A 23,028-nucleotide genomic window follows, 5' to 3' on the forward strand; every position below is an offset into this window, starting at 1 on the left:
GGGCACAAAAAGGCCTCAGTAATAAATTATTGCTGAGGTCTTAAATGTTGTTCAATAACTTTGCAGAAAATTTTTACCATACCGGGATCAAATTGGGAACCGGCACAGGAAACAATTTCATTGATGGCGGTTTCGGGGGAAAGTGCGCCCCGGTAGGGGCGGTCATTGGTCATGGCATCGTAGGAATCGACAATCGATAGAACCCGACATTCAATCGGAATGTCTTCGCCAGCGAGGCCCAGGGGATAGCCGGTGCCATCCCATTTTTCCTGATGTTTCAAAATCAGATGGGAAATATCTTTCAATTCCGAGGATTCATTGGCAATCCGCTCGCCGATGGCGCAATGGGTTTTCATCACCTTCCATTCGTCGGGGGTTAAAGCACTGGGCTTCTTGAGGATGCTGTCGGGAATACCGACCTTGCCGATATCATGGAATTTGGTCAGCAATTGAATTCGATCCATAACATTCTGGGGTAAACGCAGAGCCTGTCCGATGAGGGTGGCCAGGGTATCCATGCGACTGGTATGGCCTTCGGTGACGTAATCTTTAGCTTCCAGGGCTTTCATTAAGGTTTTAACCAGATTGTTACGGGTGCTGGATTCTTTTAGCAGTTTGTTCTGATACATATTATTGTCGGCTTCCTGAAAGAGAAAGTTGGTGTTGACCAAGCCACAAGGGTGATAGGAGTAACCATAGGAAAGCGATATTTTAAAGGTTGCATCCGGCAGTTCATTTAAGCATTTTAAATGGGCATTCATTTTTTCCAGGGCTGATTCGATGGTATCCGACGGCTGATTTTTGACAATTACCCCGAATTCATCACCACCAATTCGGGAAACAATTCCCAATGCTTGAAAACACCGGCCAATAACCTGACTGGCCGAGACAATCACCTGGTCTCCCAGTAAATGTCCCAGCGTGTCATTGACAAATTTGAGGCCATCAATATCCAGTAATAAAATGGTTAAATTCTTGATCTCCCGGTTGTTGAGCTGTTCCAATTCAGCCTCAAAAAAGCGGCGGTTGGCGATATGGGTCAGGGTATCTTTATCCACCAGATCCCGGAGTTTCTTTTCCATGATGACCCGTTCGGTCATATCCCGGATCATAATCAGAACTTCATCAAAGCTGGAAATCTGAACCCGGACTTCAAAATAATGAAGGGAATCTTTAAAGGTCATCGAAAAATAATAATCCGATAAAACCCGGGTTCGCATAACCAGGTCAATCACCTGCTTTAAATCGGCCATCAGAATCGGATTGCGCATGATTTCCAGAAGGGCATACGATCCGGTATTCAACGAAGGATTAAGGGGTGTAATCTGTCCTTCGCCATTGCTGATCAGCAGAATATCGGGGATGGTGGCGATTAAAGCTCGGGTTCGGCTGTTGATTCGTTCCAGATCCAGCAGTTTTGTTTGGAGTTCAGAGTAGTAATTTTTTTTAAAAGAGTTTTCGCCCAGGCCGATTATCGTTTCCCGGGTGATCTCTTTTTTATTTTTGTGATTCCAATACTCGTCCATAAATAGTTCTCACCTCTTCTTTTGTCAAGACTCTGGGATTGGTCACCATGCAGGGATCATTGAGAGCGTTTTCCACCAGATAGTCAAGGGTGCTTTCTTTGAGATTCGGCACCATAATACTGGCAGGAATATTCAGGTTTTTCCGCATCGAAGCGATCCGGGTCGTGATCATTTCAAGCAGTAAATAATCACTGACATTATCCACCAGCAAACCGAGTTGTCTGGCGATATCCCGATAGCGGTCAGGTACGGTTTCAAAATTAATGCGGATAATGTGCTCAAGCAGAATGCTGTTACATTCGCCATGGGGTAAATCCAGCAGACCGCCCATGGAATGGGACATGGCATGGACAGCACCGAGACTGGCATTGGAAAAGGCCAATCCGGCCTGGAGGGAACCCAGCATCAGCTGAAACATCGTTTCAATGCTTCGTGCGGGTGTGACGGATTGTTCGACGGCTTGATTAATCAGACCGATGGATTCCAGGGCATGAACGTCGGTCAGGGCTGAATGGGTATTGGATACATAGGCTTCGATGGCATGGGTCAGGGCATCCATGGCAGTACAGGCGGTTAAATAGGGATCCATGGACATCAGCGGAACCGGATCGATCAGGGCCAGATCGGGAACCACCTTTTTACTGATGATCGCCCGTTTAATATTGGCAGCAGTATCCTTGATAATGGCAAACTGGGAAACATCGGCAGAGGATCCGGCGGTGGTGGGAATACAGATCAGCGGTGGCCCGGGCATCTGCACTTCATCAACCCCTTCGTAATCAAGGACATTGCCACCGTTGGTAGCCACAATACTGATGCATTTCGCACAGTCGATGGCGCTACCGCCCCCAATGGCAATGATCAGGTCGCACCCCAGCGACAAAAAAAGCTCTGCACCGATCATCGCTTCGATATCCTTGGGATTAGGGGTGGTTTCATCGAAAATACACAGTTTTTCAACATGGGGACGGATCTGATCGACGGTTTCGTGAAACCAGTCAAAGTCATGAATATTTTTATCGGTGACAATCAGCGGTTTTTTGGCATTAAAATGAGATATGTAACGACCAATCAACAAGCGGGCATCGACACCAATGATTATTTCCGGGATCACAAATTTTCTTAGTTCCAATAGAGTTTCAGCCATAACAATAACCTCTCATTCTCGTGTGAAAATCTGTTATTTAAGTATAACAGTTGATATTCTTTCTGTAAACATTTCGAAGATGTAAAATATTATAATTAAAAAAAGCTTTATCTAGAATAGGTACCCGTATCCGATGAAAATTAACGTAAATTTAACCGGATGATAATATTAATAACCAGCTCTCATGGTTATAATTTGTGACATCAACAATGGGGAGGAATGTGTTTGGATATCAATCAGAATAAAGAAGAAGAGCGGTTGAGAGGAGAGCTCTTGGAAATACTCTATCAGAAGAAAATCAGCACCGTTTTTCAGCCCATTGTGTCATTGCAAGACGGAACCGTCCATGGTTACGAGGCGCTGAGTCGGGGGCCGGTTGCTTCGTTGCTTCATAATCCGGATATGCTGTTCAAATGTGCCCAGAAATTCAATAAGCTTTGGGAGCTGGAATTTTTGTGTCGGTCAAAAGCCTTTGAAGCGGCCTTTAAAATCGAAAGTGAGTTCAAACTTTTTTTAAATGTGAACCCTAATATTATGCAGGATGTCCAATTCAGAAAAGGATTTACCCGGGAGTATCTGGAAAAATTTGATATTGATCCCAAGCGTATTATTTTCGAGATTACCGAAAGCGAGGCCATTAATCACCTGGCGGATTTTATTAAAACCATTGACAATTATAAAGAGCAGGATTATCGGATTGCCATCGATGATGCCGGGGCCGGATACTCGGGATTGAATTTGATCTCGGATATTCATCCCAATTATATTAAGCTGGATATGAAACTGATCCGGGATATCGACAAAGACATGACAAAACAATCTCTGGTAAGATGTCTGAATGAGTTTTCAGAATATACTGAAACGGCACTGATTGCCGAGGGGATCGAGACGAAGGAAGAACTGCTGACACTCATCGAAATTGGGGTTTCGTATGGACAAGGTTATTTTATTCAAAAGCCCAATGGAATTCTAAATTCAATCTCAAAGGATGTGCTTGAAATTGTTATGAAAGAGAATGCCAGGAAAAGAAAATTATTGGATCATCGGGTTCTCGATGACCGGATTGAGAGCATTTGTAAGCAAGAGAAAACCATAACGCCGGATATCCTTGTTTCACAGGTCCATGAAATGTTTAAAGAAAATGAAACCCGCGCCGGCTTTTGTGTGGTTGAAGATCAGATGCCGATCGGGGTGATTACCCGAAATGCCCTTTATAAACGGATTAGCGGTCAATACGGCTACATTCTTTATGCCAATAAACCGGTTCGCAATATCATGGATACCGATTTTATGGACGTGGATTGCCTGGCCACCATTGATGTTGTCGGGAAAAATGCGATGCAGCGGGATTTTGATAAAATTTATGATTTTATTGTGGTAACCCGGGATAATCAGTTTCAGGGCATTGTGACGGTTAAAGACCTGATGGAAAAACTGATCGAAATTGAGTTTGTCTATGCGAAACACCTGAATCCGCTGACTGAACTTCCGGGAAACCTGATGATTGAACAACAGCTGGAAAAGGCCCTTAAATCCAAGGACAAAAAAACGATTCTATATTTTGATCTGGATAATTTTAAGGCCTATAACGATCTGTATGGCTTTGAAAATGGCGATCGGGTATTGAAGGAGTTTGCCGAGATCTTAAAAACCCGGATTCCAAGCGAGTATTTTATTGGTCATATTGGTGGGGATGACTTTATTGCCATTGTCCCCAAAAAGAAAACCGAGCAGCTGTGTATCAGTATCATGCATGCCTTTAACGAGGCCGTGATTAAATATTACAGTAAGGAAGACATTGACAAAGGCTATATCACCTCCAAAGATCGCAAGGATGTGGAGGAGAATTTCCCCTTTTTGTCAGTTTCAATTGCCGGTGTGGCCAGCGATCACAGCAAAACGATTTTTGAACTGGCCGAAACAGCCGCAAAAATTAAAAAGAAATGCAAGAAAAAACCGGGTAGTAATTACCTGTTGAGTTAAACCGGGCAGTCCAAAAACAGATGCGCAGAGCGTGTCTGTTTTTTTTCGGCAACAGGACTGAGAGCTTTGATGATTGAAGCTTTTGGCAAATGGGTAAATAGGGGTTGAGATAAAGAAACGAGGTGACCAAAATGGAAAAGGAATAAAGACCCCAGGTTGTGGTCAGTAAATGCATGGGCTTTGATGCCTGCCGATATAATGGACAAACACTGCCGGATAAGTTTGTCGAAAAACTAAAAGACTATGTGGACTATCATCCGGTTTGCGCCGAGGTGGAAATTGGCCTGGGGGTGCCCCGCAACCCGGTTCGCCTGGTGATGGAAAACGAGCAGCTTGTTTTGTATCAACCAGCCTCGGATACCGAATATACCGGAGAAATGATTGCCTTTAGTGATGCTTTTTTTGACAGCCTGAAGGCCGTGGACGGTTTCATTTTAAAAGGGCGTTCACCATCCTGCGGTACCAAAGACGTCAAAGTTTATCTGGGTAAAGCTAAGACCACGGGTTCGATTAAAGGTCAGGGCATTTTTGCGGGTCAGGTATTTAAACGCTATCCTTATCTGGCCATCGAAGAAGAGGGCCGGTTAACTAATTTTAGAATTAGAGAGCATTTTCTGGCTAAACTCTATACGCTGTGCCGTTATCGCCAGGTGGAAAAAGCCAAAACAATGGCGGCGCTGGTTAAATTTCAGGCCCAAAACAAATATTTGCTGATGGCTTATAGTCAGAAAGAGCAGAAAGAATTGGGCCGAATTGTTGCCAATCATGATAAGCTACCACTCGAACAGGTCTTTAGTAGCTATAAAGCCCATCTTGGCATTGCTTTTTTGAGAATTCCCCGGTATAGTAATTATATTAATGTGATGCTGCATATTTTTGGTTATTTTTCAGAATACCTTTCCAGTGGCGAAAAAAACTTTGTATTGGATAGTTTTGAAAAATATAAGAGCGGGAAAATTCCCCTCAGTGTACCGATCAATGTCCTTAAGTCTTATGTCATTAAATATAACGATCCCTATCTTCTGGAGCAGACCATCTGGGCCCCGTTTCCGGAAGAACTGATGGATATCAGTGATTCGGGAAAAATGGAAGATCTGATCAGGAAATAAAGGGAATTGTTTTCCAGCTCAATTTTATGATATGATTGGATAATGAGGTAATAATGAATATTTATGAAATGCCCGGATTTCCCATGGAAAACGAAGTGACATCGGTTCTGGCGCAGAACGATGTGGTCCGGATTGAACGGATTGTCAGTACCGGCCAAACGTCTGACTGGTACGATCAGGCGGAAACCGAATATGTGATTTTATTGGAGGGACGGGCTCAACTGGTATTTGAAGGCAACAAGACAGTCGTCCTGGTAAAAGGGGACACCCTGTTAATCCCGCCCCACCAGAAGCATCGGGTCGCCTACACCTCAGCCGATCCGCCCTGTATCTGGTTATGCGTGTTTTATTAGGTTTGCAAAGAAGGAGCATAAATGATGAAGAAACTAGGCTTAATGATAATGGTACTTGCTATTGCCGGATCACTGCTGATGGGATGCAGCACCGCCAGCAAAGGAACGGAAAGTAAAAAAAAAACGTTGACCGTTGGGATGGAATTGGCTTACCCACCCTTTGAAACAAAGGATGAGCAGGGCAATCCCAGCGGGATCAGTGTTGATTTGGCCTATGCACTGGGTGAATATCTGGGCCGGCCGGTTCAGATTGAAAATACCAATTGGGATGGACTGATTCCATCACTGCAGACGGGCAAGGTAGATGTGGTTATTTCGTCAATGACCATCACCGATGAACGAAAAGACGTGGTGGATTTTTCGGTGCCTTATGCCAAGTCCTATCTGGCGCTGCTGGTTAATAAAAATGCCAATATCAATCAGGCCGAAGATTTGAATCAGCCAGGCAAAGTTGTGGATGTTAAAAAAGGAACCACCGGAAATATTTATGCTACAAAGAATCTAACCAATGCCACAGTTAATGCGCTTTCATCTGAAACTGCCTGTGTCACTGAAGTAACCCAGGGAAAAGCGGATGCCTTTATTTATGATCAGCTGACTATTTACCGCCAAAATAAAGCCAATCCGGATACCACCAAAGCCATTCTGATTCCCTTTCAGGACAGTGAAAGCTGGGGAATTGCGGTGAATAAGGGGAATGAAGAACTTTTGATACAAATAGACAGTTTTATTGAAGAATTCAAAGCTCAGGGGGGCTTTGTAGAATTGACCGATAAATACCTGAAGGAAGAAAAACAAACCTTTGATGCACTTGGCTTTCCATGGTTTTTTGATTAAGGTGATCGATGAAACAGACAGTTAATAAAGAACCTTCATTAGCAAATAAGGTGGTCAGTGCTATTTTTGTGGCCGTCGTTTTGATTGGATTTCTCTGGTTTTCAGTGAATTCGATTGGACTGGAACTGGATTTTTCTACGCTTTACCAATATCGGCAGCGACTTTGGGAAGGTTTTTTGATGACGGTAATTATTTCGATAGCCAGCTTGTTTGTCAGTCTGGTTATTGGTTCACTCACTGCCATGGGACAAAATTCGAGAATCCTGATTATCAGTTATTTTTGCCGGGCCTATGTTCAGATTATTCGGGGAACGCCATTACTGGTGCAGATTTATTTTTTTTACTATATCATTGGCACTGCCTGGGGTGTGGACAACCGCTATGTGGCCGGCGTGGTGATCTTATCGATTTTTGAAGGCGCTTATATTTCCGAAATCATCCGCGGGGGCCTGGCAAGTATTGACCGTCAACAATATGAGGTGGCCAGGTCGATTGGGCTGACACCGGTAAAAACCCTTCAGCTGGTTACTGTTCCGATATTAATGGCGCGGATTCTTCCCGCCCTGGCGGGTCAGTTTGCCTCGATTATCAAGGATTCTTCATTATTGTCGGTGATCGCGGTCATCGAACTCACCCAAACAGTTCAGGAGATTTCGGCAGATAATTTTAGAATGTTTGAAAACTACCTTTTTGTCGGGGCCTTATACTTTATTCTGACCTTCGGTGTTTCGCTGTTTTCCGGGGTGTTGGAAAGGAGGTATAACCATGAATATCGAGTTAATCAATATCTGTAAAACCTTTCAGGATGAACTGGTCTTACAGGATGTATGTGGTTCCTTTGATATTCATTCCATTGCTGTGATCGGACCATCCGGGGGTGGTAAATCGACCTTGCTCAGGATCATCGGGGGGCTTTTGGCGCCCGATTCCGGCAGCTTGAAAATCGATGGAGAGATCATCGGGTTCAGCAATAAATATCTGCAAAGCTATCGTCGCAATATCGGGTTCGTTTTTCAGTCCAAAGGGTTGTTTGAACATCTTACTGCGCTTGAAAACATCATATTACCGTTGGTACACACATTTGGGATGGGTAAATCTCAGGCGCTGGAGATCAGCAGTAAACTTTTTGAGCGGTTTGGCTTGACTGATGAAAAGAGTAAGTATCCCTTTCAACTTTCGGGCGGTCAGCAACAGCGAATTGCCATTGCCAGAGCGGTGGCGGTTAAGCCTAAACTGTTGCTGCTGGATGAGCCAACCTCAGCCCTGGATCCTGAATATACAGCAGAGGTATTGAATATGCTGGGAGAATTGCAAAATGAGGGGCTTAAAACGATTATCGTCACCCACGAAATGGGTTTTGCAAAAAATGCCTGTGAGAAAGTTGTTTTTTTAGCAAATAAACAAATCATTGAAAGCGGCAACAGTTCCCGGATATTCAAAAATCCGCAAACCGAGGAACTGCAAAATTTTTTAAATAAAATTCTTGAATGGAAGGTTTGATCAAGGTGCTGCGACCTTTTAAGAAACCGTAAATTTGATTTAAGCACGGAGGTTGATCGTGGAGAATGGAATGACTGGAAAAATTAAAATTTTAAAAGACGGGCCTTATGTGGTTACCGGAAATATAAAACTGTCAGAGAAAATAATTACGTCCCAGGGAAAAGGCTATGTTTATCGGGAAGGTCGGGAGTTGCCGCAGGCGAAGACCTATACCCTTTGCCGTTGCGGAAAGTCAAAGAATCCGCCTTTTTGTGATGGCGCCCATTCAAAATGTGATTTTCATGGTGATGAAACCGCATCAAAAGCCGATTTTGTCGATCGGGCTGAAGTCCTTACCGGGGCTGATCTGGATATGCTCGATGACCACCGCTGTGCATTTGCCAGATTCTGTCACCGCAATGATGGTACCGCATGGGAGCTGATCAGGCAGTCCGATAATCCCACCCTCAAAAATGAAGCCATTAAAGCCGCCAGCGAGTGTCCGGCCGGGCGGTTAGTGGCAGTAGAAAAAAGTGGCGCATTCATTGAACCGGAATATGAACCCGAAATTGTGATTCTTCAGGATCCGGAGCGGGGGGCCAGTTGTGGTATTTTTGTTAAGGGGGGGATTCCCCTTCAATCGGCAGATGGCAGCCTATATGAAAAGCGCAATCGGCTGGTATTGTGTCGCTGTGGCGAATCGGTCAATAAGCCCTTTTGTGATGCGACCCACATTCATATAAAATATCTGGATGACCAGGTGTAAAACTTGGTATATTTTATGTAAAAAATGATACCAGACAAAGGTTCGTTTAACCTTTGTCTGGTATTATACAGGTTCAGTCAAGATTGATAATGCTGCTTTTTATCAGCTGATTGGTAACAGCAGAATTTTCGGACGCGTTCTGGAATGAGGAAGTGGATGGATTTACAAAAGGTATTCTTAAATTTAATCGTATATGCATTACCGATCATTGCGGCCGGCTATAGTGTTGTGGGAATAAAACTCTTAAAGCAAAAAGTCGAGGGCCAGTTTAATTATTTTTCGGCCCTGATGTTTTCTTCGGCAATTTATGCATTGGGGTACTTTCTGTCGCTCAACTCGCAAAACATTGAAATGATGATCCTGGCCCGGGATCTTGCGAATCTGGGCGTGATATTTATTCCAACGTTTGGAATCTTATTTGTTTCCCAATTTGCAAAAGTCAAAATTTCCCAGCCAATTAAATATTTGCTGATAACCCTCTCAGGGATACTCTGGATACTATATATCACCAATCCGATTCATCATCTGGCGTTTAACTGGGTGGAATTGATCAAAGTTAATGGTTTTTCGGTTGCCAGTACCTCCAAAAACATTGGCTATTATCTGATTCTTGCCTACTACATTGTTTTTCTGCTGTTTTTAATAGTCACATTGATCAAAGCATATCAAAAAACGAATTCCCCAAGTTTGAAAAAAAGTTATCGTTTCATCCTTGTGTCAATACAGGTGTCATGGCTTGCGGTACTGGTGATCCTGATGGGGGGTGATAAATATGTCGATCCGACGCCAGTGGTGATTTTGTACATTTCAGCCATGATTGGTTTAAACGAAGTAAAAAATGATTTATTTGAATTGGAAATCAATCGTTGGAAACAAACCTTCTGGAATATCGGCGAGGTCGCCTTTCTGATCAATGGTGATGCGGAGATTATTTGTATGAATCCCGCTGCCAGGCTTTTTTTTGCGGGAAACAAGGAAAGTGTTTCTGAAATACTGAGAATTCTAAATCGGGGGGATCATAAACGCACGCCGGTAAAGGTCAGAACGGATGAAACCATCCGCTGGTTTTATGTAAATAAAAATGATTTCGATCTTAAGCGAAAGCTGGTCAGCTATATGCTGGTGGATTTTAGCGATCGTCATCAGGCAGAAATAGCTTTAAAAGAAAGTGAAGAAAAACACCGGCTACTGATCACCCAAATGGCCCAGGGACTGGCGGTGCACGAAGTTATTTTTGATCAGACCGGCAATCCTGTGGATTTTAGATATCTGGATGCCAATGAAAGCTATGAAAAGCTGGTTGGTATGAAACGGAAGGAGATTATCGGCAAGACTGCCCTGGAAGTGGCACCGGCTATGGATAAGCAGTGGATCTTAAAATACGGTCAGGTAGCCATGACCGGTCAGCCAGTGCGGTTTGAGTTTTATGACCAGTTTGTGGGTAAATATTTTGAAGTTGTTGCCTATTCACCCCGATTCAAGCAATTTGCGGTGATTATTACAGATGTTACGGAGCGCAAACAGGCTGAACAGGAAATCCGATATTTGAGTTACCATGATTATCTCACGGGTCTCCATAACCGGCGGTTTTATGAAGAGGAACTGGAGCGGCTGGATGTTCCGGATAATCTGCCTATTACGATGATCATGGCCGATGTCAACGGTCTTAAACTGATAAACGACTCCTTTGGTCATGCGATGGGAGACGAGTTGTTAAAAAAATCCGCCCGATTGATTACAGAAGCAGTTCCAAAGAACAGTATTGTTGCCAGACTGGGGGGCGATGAATTTATTGTGATTTTACCACAGACGGATATTTTTCAGGCAGTTGAGGTGATCAATGACCTGAAAGCAAAGACCTTAAATGAAAAAATCGACGCCTTTGATATTTCGATCTCATTTGGTTGCGAAATAAAGGAAAGCGAAAACCAGGACATTCAGGAGATATATAAGCGGGCTGAAGATGACATGTATCGGCATAAGCTCTATGAAAGTGCCAGCATCAAAAATAAAACCATCGAACTGATTATGAATACTCTTTATGAAAAGAGTTGTCGGGAAATGCTTCATTCCCGGAGAGTCAGCGAGATCTGTAAAGCCATTGCGATCGAGATGAACCTGAGTAAGGATGCGGTTAACCAAATTGGGGCGGCTGGGCTGATGCACGATATTGGCAAAATGGGGATTGATGAAAAAATCCTCAACAAGGTCGGCCATTTGAATTTCGAGGAGTGGCAGGAAATGCAGCGGCATCCTGAAATTGGTTATCGGATTTTGAGTTCTTCCAGTGAATTTTCCGAAATGGCAAGGTATGTCTATGAACATCATGAACGCTGGGATGGGAAAGGCTACCCCAAAAAATTGAAGCAGGAAGAAATATCCATGCAGGCAAGAATTATTGGGGTGGCGGATGCCTATGATGCCATGACCTGTGATCGCTCCTATCGTAGCGGATTGAGTCAGGCCGATGCCATTCATGAACTAAAAAAGCATGCCGGTACGCAGTTTGATCCGGAAGTGACACGGATCTTTATTGAAAAAGTGCTGACTAAAAAATGATAATTTGTTGGCAAATCACGGATACCGAATTAGAAAAAGAACGGCAGGTAAAAGTTACCTGTCTACAAAAAAGCAAAAAGAGCCTGAAATCTGGCTCTTTTTTAGGTCGAAAATAAATGAAATATCATTGATTTAACGACCATTTCACTTCAGTTTCGCAATCATTTCTGATATAATGAACGAAATCATTGGGGATATCGGATCGAACGGGTTTATTTATGCGACATAAGTGGCTGTTGGATGGAGATTTTTGATAATGGTTATTTTTTAGGCTTTAATAATCACTTTGAAAGTAAAAAGCGATTAAAGTAGTGGGAACGGATAGGAAAGAAGGTTATGATGAGGATAGGATATGCATGTTTAACGGTGGGTGTGCTTAATACGGAATTGAAAACGTGCTTGCTGAAAAATGCGTCCGAAGAAAAATTGACTGAATTGATTAAACACAATTTGAACGCCCTGGAAAAGATGATTGACTATAATATCGAAAATCAGATTGAGTTGTTTCGCATCAGCTCATCACTGATTCCGTTTGGATCAAATCCAGTCAACCGGATTGTCTGGTGGGAAGTTTTTGAAAAACAGTTTAAAAAAATCAGCAAGAAAATTGCCAAAAGTGGCATGCGCGTTTCCATGCACCCGGGACAGTATACTGTGTTAAACTCGGCGGACGAAAATATTGTGGCGAATGCCATTGCCGATTTGGACTATCATGCCTGTGTCATGGATAGCCTGGGACTGGGTCCGGAAAATAAGATTATCCTCCACGTCGGGGGAATATATAATGATAAAAAACAGGCAATTAAACGCTTTCTAAAAAATTACCAGCGGTTGAGTGAAACGGTTAAAAAACGATTGGTAATTGAAAACGACGATAAATCATACACCATCAGTGATGTTTTAATCATTGGAAAAGCCCTGGACATTCCGGTGATTTTTGACAACCTGCATCACCAGGTGAATCCGTGTGATGAAAAGCAGCCGGATACATATTGGATTGATATTTGCAAAACTACCTGGAAAAGTCAGGATGGTAAGCAAAAAATCCATTACTCCCAGCAGCATCCCGATAAAAAACCGGGTTCGCATTCCAAGACCATCGGAATAAACGAATTTATGGCCTTTCATCAGGAGCTGGATGGCAGAGATCTGGATATCATGCTGGAAGTGAAAGACAAGAATTTATCGGCGATGAAGTGCATTAATTGCATAACCACAAAGAAAGAAATTAATCGCTTGGAACATGAGTGGAGTAAATATAAATATGCAGTATTGGAAAGATCTCCCCTTGATTATCTGGAGATTCGAAAACTGCTGAACAATAAGGACAGCTATCCCTGCATGGAGTTTTATAATCTGATTGAAGCATCTTTTCAAAAAGAAACCACTATGGGCAACTCAATTAATGTGGCGCAACATATCTGGGGGTATTTCAGAACGATTGCCTTGCCCAGTGAGAAGAAGTATTTTCTAAAACTACTGGATCAATACGAAAAAGGGGAAGCCTCCATTAAAAAGGTGAAGAAAAATCTGTGGAAAATGACGGTTAAGTATGAGCAAACCTACCTGTTGGATTCGTATTACTATGTTATTATCTGAATAAAATGAATGGGAACAGATTGGCAAAAAAACGTTTCGATGATGAGTCAGAAAGTTGTGAAGGGAAGATCATGTTAAATGCTGAAATCAGAGAATTGATTAAATACCTGAAAAGCATCGTTGCGGAGGAAAAACCGGACAATGATGTTTTAGAAAAATACGGAAATGATCCGGATTTTATTGAGCTCAATGAGATGATCGGGGGTATTCGCAGTGCCTGTAAAAAGCATTTTGAGATGATTTTTGACTTATTTCCTGACCCAACCATTATCACCACCATGGAAGATGGAAAATTAGTGTCCTATAACCGGGCCTTCCATAAATTGATAACAACCAGAGGGAAAAATATCATGACTGGTGTGACGAATATTCATGATTTATACTTTGAATTGGATAAACGGGATCAGCTAATTGAAGAATTGAAGCGAACCGGTGTCAGTGAGAACATGGAAATCATGGTAAATGATGTCAATGGTGAAATGTTTGTCGGACTGGTATCAGCCCAGGCCATCAGCATTGAGGGTGAAGCGCACATCTTGAGTGTCATCAGGGACATTACTGCAATCAAAAGACTGGAAGAGGAAATCAAAAAGCTGTCGATTAAGGACAAACTGACCCAGGTGTTTAATCGTCAAAAACTCGATGAATTTTTGCAATTTGAATTGGAACGCTCCGAGCGGACAAAGGCACCTTTTTCGGTTATGCTGGTTGATGTGGACTCGCTTCGTACGATCAATGAGACTTACGGGCATCAGGTTGGGGATGAGATGCTGGTGGCAGTGGCCGCGATGCTTATGGACAACGTTCGGGTGACGGATATTGTGGGACGCTGGAGCGGAGAGGAATTTTTAGTGATCCTTCCCGATACCGATGAAAAAGGTGCCATTACACTGGCAGAAAAAACCCGGACAATTCTTGAAAATACTCGTTTCAATACCGTTGGGAAGCTTACCGCCAGTTTTGGGGTTTCCGCCTATCGCAAAGACTTACTGCCGGCAACCTTGATTTCGCGAGCCCATACAGCCCGAAACCGGGCGAAAGAGAAGGGGCAAAACCGGGTGGAATATCAGTAGTGATCAATAATATAAAAAATCATGGACGAGGTGACCTGTGGAAACAAGACAATTAAAGATTTTAGTGATTGATGACAACCCGGATAATGTGATTGTCTTAAAAGCCATGATTCGTGATGTGTTTTCAGATGCTACTGTTTTGATGGCTTTTACTGGGCGAACGGGGTTTGAAATGGCGGTGTCGGAAGACCCGGATATTATTCTCATGGATATTATCATGCCGGAGATGGATGGTTTTGAGGTGTGTCGTCAATTAAAAGCCAGCCCCGATCTGGCCGATATTCCGGTGGTCTTTGTGACCGCTGCCCGAGGCGATCGGGAACATCGGATTTTGGCGCTGGAATGCGGCGGTGAAGGTTTTATATCAAAGCCGATTGATGAACAGGAACTGCTTTCTCAGCTTCGGGCAATGGCAAAAATCCGCTGGGCCAATCTTCAAAAACGCAATGAAAAAGAGCGACTTAACAACCGGGTCAGAAAGCAGAATGTGGCCCTAAAGGCCGCCCATGCTCGAACCCTCAAACTGCTGAAATCGCTGGAAAAAGAAAATGAAGCCCGGAAAAAAAGTGAGAAAGCGCTGGTCGAAGCGCAAAAACTGGCGCATCTGGGAAGTTATGAGTTTGATTTCAAAAATGACAAAATCAGCTGTTCGGAAGAAGTGCTGAATATCTTTGGGATTGCTTCCATTGATGAAGTGGATACCAAAGAGCAATTTCTCCGGTTTGCCCAGCCAGAAGAGATTCCTGTTATTCTTGAAAATATCAATAAGGTAATGGTCGAAAAATCAACAGCTGATTTTATTTTCCGGATCTTTCGTCAGGATGGTGAAGAGCGAATTATCAATATGCGGATGATTCCCCAGTTTGACGAAGAGAAAAACCATATTGGAAATTTTGGAACCGTTCAGGATATTACCCGAATTAGAAAAACGGAGGAAGAAATCAGGTATTTGAGTTACCATGATTATCTGACCGGTTTGTTCAACCGACGCTTTTATGAAGAAGTCCTGATAAAACTGGATACGGAAAATAATTACCCATTAACCCTGGTTATGGCCGATGTCAATGGCTTAAAAATGATCAATGATTCCTTTGGCCATGCAGTAGGGGATGAATTGCTCCAGAAAGCTTCCAATGTTATCAAAAGCGGTTGTCGTGAGAACGATGTAATTGCCCGACTGGGTGGTGACGAATTTGTTATTATTCTAACTCGAACGGATGCTGAAACAGCGGCTCTGATTATCAAAAGACTGGAAGTATTGGCAGCCCGGGAAAAAATTCGCGGATTGAAACTTTCCATTGCTTTTGGTAGTCGCACGAAAACCAGAAAAGAAGAGAATATCCAGCAGATATTAAAAAATGCTGAAGATGATATGTATCGTCATAAGCTCTACGAAAGTGCCAGCATGCGCAGTAAAACCATCGAATTGATTATGAACACCCTTTATGAAAAAAGCAATCGGGAAATGATGCATTCAAGCCGGGTTGGTCACATTTGTGAAAAAATTGGTTTGCGAATGAAGCTGGATCAGGATGAAATCAATCAGATCCGGACAGCAGGACTGATCCATGATATCGGAAAAATGGGAATTGATGAAAAAATCCTGAATAAAACTGGCGCTCTGAGCGATGAAGAGTGGCAGGAAATTAAGCGACATCCTGAAATTGGTTATCGGATTCTCAGCTCGGCAAATGAGTTTTCGGAAATGGCCAATTGTATCCTGGAACATCATGAACGCTGGGATGGGCATGGATATCCAAAAGGTTTAAAGGGGGAAGAAATCTCGCTGCAGGGAAGAATTGTGGCGGTGGCCGATTCCTTTGATGCCATGACCAGTGATCGGGCCTATCGCAAAGCACTGGCTTATGATGAGGCCATTACGGAAATCAAACGCTGTGCCGGAACCCATTTTGATCCCCTGGTGGCCAAAATGCTGGTTGAAGTTGTGCATTCGGAAATGATTCGTTAGCGACACCTGCTGATTTGGACATCAGGTAGGATACTAGGGGGGATACGGATGGGAACACAGGCAAATAAAACCATTTTTGAGCTGATTCGGATTATGAAAGAGATTTATAAAAAAGATCTGACGATTTATGATGATGCTTTTCTGATTAAATCACTGGAGCGGCGGATGGCAGGCATTAAGCTTAGTGCTGCGGAATACCCCTTGTATTTACAGCAAAATCGCTTGGAAGCCGATTTATTAATGGCATCTTTTCAGATCACTTACAGCCAGTTCTTTAGAAACGCATTGACCTTTGCGGTGCTCGAAAAGCTGATTTTGCCGCAACTCTTCAGTCATAAACCGGAAAACGGGGAAATCAGAGTATGGTCGGCAGGTTGTTCCACTGGCCAGGAAGCTTATTCGATCGGAATTTTGTTAGAAGAAGGGATCAAGTCTGTGTCAAAGCCGAGGCGATTTCGAATTTTTGCCACCGATCTTTCATCGGAAGCCTTAAGCGTCGCCAGAACGGGCCTTTATGATGGTGATGACATTGCAAATATTCGTATGAAACAGCTGAAAAATTATTTCGAAAAACAGGGTGATGCTTACGCCATTGGATCGGAACTAAAAGAAAAAATCGATTTTTCGGAGTATGATTTATTGGATTCCCATTCGAGCAATCCTCCAGATAGCATTTTTGGTGATTTTGACATCATATTTTGTTGTAATCTGCTTTTTTATTATAGCACTGATGTGAGACGGTCAATAATCAGAAAACTAAAACGCTCTCTGGCCAAAGGCGGTTATTTGGTCACGGGCGAGGCTGAATCCATCTTTATGGCAAAAGATCAGGATTTAAAGATGCTGTCTTCCAGTGTGCCTATTTTTCAGATCAGTCGGTAATGGGATGAACAGAATATAATACCAAAACTCTTTTGCACAAAAGAAAGACTAACTACCATTGTGCGGTGTTGTCAAAATTGTTGCACCTCATAGTCATGGTTCCGGGAGAAAAGATGAACATTAAAAATTTAAAAGTAAAGACTCAGCTTGCGATTGGTTTTGTGATTATCATATTTTTTGTTATTTTATTGGGGATTTTGGTTTATATGCAAACCAATACCATTGTAAATCAGGCCGAAACCATGTATGACCACCCCTTTAAGGTTACCCGGGCAATTGATCGGCTGGATGCGGACATTTTGAGTATGCGGGTGGGCGTTAGAGATCTGCTCTTGGCCAATACCCAGGAAGAACGTAATAGCGCCATTGAAGCGATGCAGCAATATGATGCTGATATCCAGATCCAATTTGATATTTTGCGGGAGCTTTATCTAGGGCCCAAACAGGATGTGGATGCGGCCTATAATGCGTACATCAACTGGGAAACGGCCCGGGCCGATATCGTGGCAAATGCTCTGGCCGGAGACCTGGAAACCGCCCGAAAAAGTCTGCTGCCGGGTGAAAAGGTGGGAGTCTATCGGGAGACCTTAACTGAAAAAATGGCAGTGGTAGAAAATTTCGCCAGTAATAAAGCCGATGAACTCTATCAGGGCACAACGGACTTATATAGCCGAATAAAACTGCAATTAGCCATGATTGTATTAATCATTATGGTGTTATCCGTATTGATAAGCGTTCTTTTACTTCGAAATATTCAGGAACCGTTAAATGAGCTCACCCGAACAACGGATGAATTTCAAAACGGAAATCACAATGCCCGAAGTGTTTATGCTTACACGAATGAATTTGGGATCCTATCGGCTTCTTTTAATACGCTGGCTGATGACATTCAAAAAAACCTGGAGCTGAATGAACGAACAGCCAATTTTATTAAAATTATGCTAGCTGAAGAAGATGCCCAAATTTTCTTTAGAAAGACCCTCAATACCCTGTCCCGCTATACCGATTCCCAGGTGGCGGCGGTTTATCTGAGAAACGCCGATACGAATCAATTTGAGCATTTTGAATCAATCGGATTGGATGAAATAGGCCGGGTGGCGTTTGCCGGAGACACCCTGGAAGGAGAATTCGGAGCATCGCTTGCCAGTGGTCATTACACCCATATCAAGGATATCCCGGAGGATTCTCGATTTGTCTTTTATACGGTCAGTGGGAAGTTTATGCCCCGGGAAATTATCACCATTCCGATTATTTTTGGCGGTGAGGTTATTGCTGTGGTGTCCCTGGCCGCCATCGGAAAATACAATCAAAAAGCCATTGATTTTATCGAAAAGACCATTAGCACCATGAGTGCCCGAATTGAAGGGATTTTAGCCTATCGTACCATCAAAGCCTTTTCCCAGAAGTTGGAACATCAGAATCGGGAGCTGGATGCGCAGAAGAATGAAATGGAAGAACAGTCGGTGGAACTCATTCATCAGAACATCGAGTTGGAAATGCAGAAAAAAGAACTCAATGAGGCGAACCAACTTAAAACGAACTTTTTATCCAATATGAGTCATGAATTGCGGACACCGCTTAACTCGGTCATTGCCCTATCCGGAATTTTAAACCGGCGCCTTAAAAATGAGATTCCCGAAGAAGAATACAGCTATCTTGAAGTCATCGAACGGAATGGTAAAAATCTGTTGGCACTGATAAATGATATTCTGGACATTTCCCGGATCGAGGCGGGTCGTGAAGAGGTTGAAATCACCACCTTTAATATTAACCAATTGATCGATGAGGTGGTGGAAATGCTGGCACCTCAGGCCCGTGAGAAAAATGTGATCTGTCGTAACGGATCGGGCAACACGGCCGTTTATATTAACAGTGACAGCGATAAGTGCCGTCATATTCTGGAAAACCTGGCTGGCAATGCGGTTAAATTCACCGAGCAGGGTCAGGTCGAGTTATTCATTGGTCAAGATGACGAAAACATAGAGATTCGGGTTACTGACACCGGCATCGGAATTGATGAAAACTATCTGCCCTATATTTTTGATGAGTTCAGACAGGGAGATGGTAGTACTTCCCGTAAGTTTGGGGGCACCGGGCTGGGGTTGGCCATTGCACAAAAATATGCCCACCTGTTAGGGGGAACCGTTCGTGTGAAAAGCGTGGTCAATGAGGGATCTGAATTTATTTTGTCACTACCGATGAATTACGCACCGGATAAAAAGGTAGGAGAACCCGCCTATCAAGGACAACGGGGGAGCGGTCAATCAGCAACGAGTATATCAGCACCCCAATTGTCCGGAAAACCTTCAGCAGATCCCTCAAGCAAAACCCTGTTGATGGTTGAGGATAGCGAACCGGCGGTGATTCAGATTAGAGATTTGCTGGCTGAAAGCGGCCATACGATTAAGGTAGCCCGGAATGCCCAAGAAGCGTTTGAAATCATGGAAGAAGTGATTCCGGATGCCATGGTTCTGGATTTGATGATGCCGGGAATTGATGGATTTGAACTGCTTCAGACCCTCCGGGAAGCTGAAGCGACAGCGCATGTACCGGTGCTGATTCTGACTGCTAAGCATATTACCCAGGATGAGCTCAACTGTCTGACTAGAAATAACATTCATCAATTGATTCAAAAAGGTGATGTCAACCGGGATGAACTCAAAAAAGCCATCGATTCCATGCTTTATCCGGTAACGCATAAAAAAGAGATTAAGCCCCGGAAACCCCGGACGGATCAGCGTAAGCCATTGGTGCTGGCGGTGGAAGATAACCCGGACAATATGATCACGGTGAAAGCTTTGCTAAGCGATCATTTTCGGGTGTTGGAAGCAGCCGATGGTCAGGAGAGTATTGAGATGGCCAAACAGTTTGTTCCCGATCTGATTTTGATGGATATTGCCCTACCGGGAATTGATGGGGTCCAGGCCTTTAAAGCGATTCGGGCCGTGCCGGGATTGGAGAAGATCCCGATCATTGCGTTAACCGCCAGTGCCATGACCCAGGATCGGGAAGGAATTTTAGCCCAGGGCTTTGATGCCTTTATCCCAAAACCGATCATTGAACGGGAGTTTTTAAAAGTAATACGGGAGGTACTCTATGGCTGATAGACAATTGAAATTTTTAGCAATTGATGATAATCAGGATAATCTGATCACCATGCGGGCACTGATCCGGGAAGCCTTTTCCGAAGCCAGGGTGCTGACAGCCACCACCGGAATCGAGGGGATTGCGATTGCCGGGGCAGAAGATCCCGATGTCATTCTACTGGACATTGTGATGCCGGAAATGGATGGCTTTGAAGTATGTCAAAGACTTAAGAGCGATCCTCAGACAAAAGAAATTCCAGTTGTTTTTGTCACCGCCATTAAAGGGGATCGGGAGCACCGTATTCTGGCGCTTGAGTCTGGTGCGGAAGCATTTTTAGCCAAACCCATCGATGAATCAGAATTGACTGCCCAACTCCGGGCGATGGTCAAAATAAAAGCCGCCAACCGTCAAAAGCAGGACGAACAAGGCCGATTGACCCAGATGGTGGAAGAAAAAACGGCGGCCCTGAAGGCCGCCCATATCAAGACCATGGAACTGCTTAACAGCCTTAAAATCAGTGAAGAAAGAAACCGCCGACTGATTACTCAGATGGAGCAGGGCCTGGCCGTACATGAGGTTCTGGTCGATCATAATGGGAAACCAGCAGATTGCAACTTTTTGTATGTTAACCCCAGCTTTGAACGGCTGACCGGATTAAAAAGTCAGGATATTCTGGGGAAAACCCTATCAGAAATCATGCCCGATTCAAAGAATTTTCTGGTTGAAAAATATGCGCAGCTAATCAAAACAGGCGCATCAATGCGCTATGAAATGTATTTTGAGCAGTTTGCAAAATACTTTGAAGTGGTGGCCTATTCCCCAGAGCCCCAGCAGGTGGCGGTGATTATTTCCGACATTACCGAAAGAAAACAGACTGAAGAAAAGATCCGCTATTTAAGCAATCATGATTATCTCACCGGGGTTTACAATCGCCGCTATTATGAAGAAGCCCTGATTAACATTGATCGGGATGAAAATCTGCCGCTCAGTCTGGTTATTTCTGATGTCAATGGTTTAAAGCTGGTTAATGAATCGTTTGGGCATGCCTTGGGTGATGAGCTACTAAAAAAAGTGGCCGGGATCATCCAGGCAGAGTGCCGGAATCAGGACGTGGTGGCCCGGCTTAGTGGGGATGAATTCATTGTACTGCTACCCCAGACGGATGAGGATCAAACGGCAAAAATTGTCAAACGGATGAAAGTCGCAGCACTGGAACAATCCGTTGGAAACATTGATTTCTCGATTTCGTTTGGCTATGAAACCAAAACCGAAAGTCACCAGACTATTCAGGAGGTGCTAAAGAACGCTGAAGATAACATGTATCGTCACAAACTCTATGAAAGTGCCAGCATTAAAAACAGAACCATCGATTTGATTATGAATACGCTTTATGAAAAAAGCAGCCGTGAAATGCTGCATTCACAGCGAGTCAGTGAAATCTGCGAAAAAATCGCAGCGAAAATGAATTTTGATCAGGATGATATCAGTCAGGTAAAGGCCGCCGGATTAATTCATGACATTGGAAAAATGGGGATCGATGAAAAAATACTCAATAAACCTGGGGGACTGAATCCGGACGAATGGAAAAAAATTCAACGACATCCTGAAATTGGCTATCGGATTTTAAGTTCATCCAGCGAATTTTCAGAGTTGGCCAGATACGTACTGGAGCATCAGGAACGCTGGGATGGAAAAGGTTACCCGAAACAACTGATGGGGGAAGAAATCTCAATCCAGGCTCGGATTATCGGGGTGGCGGATGCCTTTGATGCGATGACCTGTGACCGGGCTTATCGTAAAGGGTTGAGTGTTCATGAGGCGGTGGCTGAAATAAAAAAATGTGCTGGCAGTCAGTTTGATCCGGAAGTCGCCAATGTCTTTATCGAAAAAGTTTTAAATGAGTATCCCGCCCAAGTGATTGATTAAAAAATACTCAATGGCGATTGTTGATACGATAAAACTCCAGGCAGGGTTTTAAGCAAGTGCGTCGATAACCTCCATTGAGTAGATCACTCAATGAAATATATAAATCACGACTAAATTTGAAAAGAGGTTTGCTATGTGTGAAAAAAAACAGGATGTCATTGAAGCGGTAATAAAGAAGTTACAACAGGGGAATCAGGTCTTTGTGACAGCGGAAAAAAACCCTGGTGATGTTTCTCCAAAGGTACGAAGCAAAAATGTGGAAGCGGGTCAGAAACCCGATGCGGTAGTTGTGACCTGTTCGGATTCCCGGGTGCCGCCGGAACATATTTTTTCGGCTGGAATCGGTGAGTTGTTTGTGATTCGAACGGCTGGCAATGTGATTGGTGATTTTGAACTGGGCAGTATTGAATATGCCGTTGGTCATTTGGGGACATCCGTAGTGTTGGTGCTGGGGCATAATCACTGTGGGGCAGTGGCTGCCGCCATGCAGGGGCATGGTCACGGGTATATTACATCGATTGTGGAAGAAATACAACCAGCCATTGCAGGCGAGGAAAATGTTGCTACATGTGAAAACCTTAACATTGATAATAGCATTAAGAGAATTCTTCAAAGTGAGGCCATTAATGAACGAATCAATGCGGGCGAGGTCAGGGTTTTGGGTGCAAAATACAATCTGGAATCGGGAGTCGTGGAGTTTTTCGGGTAATCGCTTAAAGTAAAACGTAGTTAT

17 protein-coding genes are annotated in these 23,028 nt (G+C 43.6%); 15 read left to right on the forward strand and 2 right to left on the reverse strand.

Annotated elements, in window-relative coordinates; translation table 11 throughout:
- Positions 1-26 precede the first annotated feature (26 nt).
- The gene (locus B3F51_RS03715; RefSeq protein WP_286945540.1) at positions 27-1,526 is read right to left on the reverse strand and encodes a bifunctional diguanylate cyclase/phosphohydrolase; all 1,500 of its coding nucleotides are present in this window, start codon (positions 1,524-1,526) and stop codon (positions 27-29) included.
- On the reverse strand, positions 1,498-2,673 hold the full coding sequence (locus B3F51_RS03720; RefSeq protein ID WP_148638146.1) for an iron-containing alcohol dehydrogenase: 1,176 nt from the start codon (positions 2,671-2,673) through the stop codon (positions 1,498-1,500). The genes B3F51_RS03715 and B3F51_RS03720 overlap by 29 nt, the downstream gene beginning before the upstream one ends.
- 225 nt (positions 2,674-2,898) lie before the next feature.
- Between B3F51_RS03720 and B3F51_RS03725 the strand changes: the two genes are divergently transcribed.
- From B3F51_RS03725 to B3F51_RS03795, 15 genes are all read left to right on the forward strand, one after another.
- Positions 2,899-4,656 (forward strand): GGDEF domain-containing protein, encoded by a 1,758-nt coding sequence (locus B3F51_RS03725; RefSeq protein ID WP_349680184.1) that lies wholly within the window; start codon positions 2,899-2,901, stop codon positions 4,654-4,656.
- A 158-nt stretch (positions 4,657-4,814) separates the two neighbouring features.
- Complete coding sequence (locus B3F51_RS03730; protein WP_286945542.1) at positions 4,815-5,765, forward strand: YbgA family protein; 951 nt, start codon at positions 4,815-4,817, stop codon at positions 5,763-5,765.
- A gap of 53 nt (positions 5,766-5,818) precedes the next feature.
- A complete protein-coding gene (locus B3F51_RS03735; protein ID WP_148638144.1) occupies positions 5,819-6,118 on the forward strand; it encodes a cupin domain-containing protein in 300 nt (99 codons plus the stop codon).
- 21 nt (positions 6,119-6,139) lie between these two features.
- Positions 6,140-6,955, forward strand: coding sequence for a transporter substrate-binding domain-containing protein (locus B3F51_RS03740; protein WP_286945545.1), 816 nt, complete (start codon positions 6,140-6,142; stop codon positions 6,953-6,955).
- Positions 6,956-6,963: 8 nt separating this feature from the next.
- Entirely contained in the window at positions 6,964-7,749 is a 786-nt protein-coding gene (locus tag B3F51_RS03745) for an amino acid ABC transporter permease (protein ID WP_148638143.1), read from the forward strand.
- The gene (locus B3F51_RS03750; protein WP_148638142.1) at positions 7,721-8,455 is read left to right on the forward strand and encodes an amino acid ABC transporter ATP-binding protein; all 735 of its coding nucleotides are present in this window, start codon (positions 7,721-7,723) and stop codon (positions 8,453-8,455) included. Before B3F51_RS03745 ends, B3F51_RS03750 begins: the two co-directional genes overlap by 29 nt.
- A 70-nt stretch (positions 8,456-8,525) precedes the next feature.
- Positions 8,526-9,200, forward strand: coding sequence for a CDGSH iron-sulfur domain-containing protein (locus B3F51_RS03755; protein WP_250934013.1), 675 nt, complete (start codon positions 8,526-8,528; stop codon positions 9,198-9,200).
- Positions 9,201-9,356: 156 nt separating this feature from the next.
- Positions 9,357-11,759 carry an HD domain-containing phosphohydrolase gene (locus B3F51_RS03760; protein ID WP_286945551.1) on the forward strand — a complete coding sequence of 801 codons (2,403 nt, stop codon included), beginning with the start codon at positions 9,357-9,359 and terminating at the stop codon, positions 11,757-11,759.
- Between the two features lie 336 nt (positions 11,760-12,095).
- Positions 12,096-13,358, forward strand: a complete 1,263-nt coding sequence (gene uvsE / locus B3F51_RS03765; RefSeq protein ID WP_338076090.1) for a UV DNA damage repair endonuclease UvsE — start codon at positions 12,096-12,098, stop codon at positions 13,356-13,358.
- Positions 13,359-13,429: 71 nt separating this feature from the next.
- A complete protein-coding gene (locus B3F51_RS03770; protein WP_286945553.1) occupies positions 13,430-14,431 on the forward strand; it encodes a sensor domain-containing diguanylate cyclase in 1,002 nt (333 codons plus the stop codon).
- Between the two features lie 37 nt (positions 14,432-14,468).
- Positions 14,469-16,400, forward strand: a complete 1,932-nt coding sequence (locus B3F51_RS03775; RefSeq protein ID WP_286945555.1) for an HD domain-containing protein — start codon at positions 14,469-14,471, stop codon at positions 16,398-16,400.
- Positions 16,401-16,448: 48 nt separating this feature from the next.
- Positions 16,449-17,282, forward strand: coding sequence for a CheR family methyltransferase (locus B3F51_RS03780; protein WP_286945558.1), 834 nt, complete (start codon positions 16,449-16,451; stop codon positions 17,280-17,282).
- Between the two features lie 113 nt (positions 17,283-17,395).
- Positions 17,396-20,386 carry a response regulator gene (locus B3F51_RS03785; protein ID WP_286945559.1) on the forward strand — a complete coding sequence of 997 codons (2,991 nt, stop codon included), beginning with the start codon at positions 17,396-17,398 and terminating at the stop codon, positions 20,384-20,386.
- Positions 20,379-22,295, forward strand: a complete 1,917-nt coding sequence (locus B3F51_RS03790) for an HD domain-containing protein (RefSeq protein WP_286945561.1) — start codon at positions 20,379-20,381, stop codon at positions 22,293-22,295. Before B3F51_RS03785 ends, B3F51_RS03790 begins: the two co-directional genes overlap by 8 nt.
- Positions 22,296-22,428: 133 nt before the next feature.
- A complete protein-coding gene (locus B3F51_RS03795) occupies positions 22,429-23,004 on the forward strand; it encodes a carbonic anhydrase (protein WP_286806498.1) in 576 nt (191 codons plus the stop codon).
- Positions 23,005-23,028: the final 24 nt, after the last annotated feature.

The organism is Acetobacterium sp. UBA5834 (assembly GCF_002435675.1).
GTDB lineage: Bacteria > Bacillota > Clostridia > Eubacteriales > Eubacteriaceae > Acetobacterium > Acetobacterium wieringae.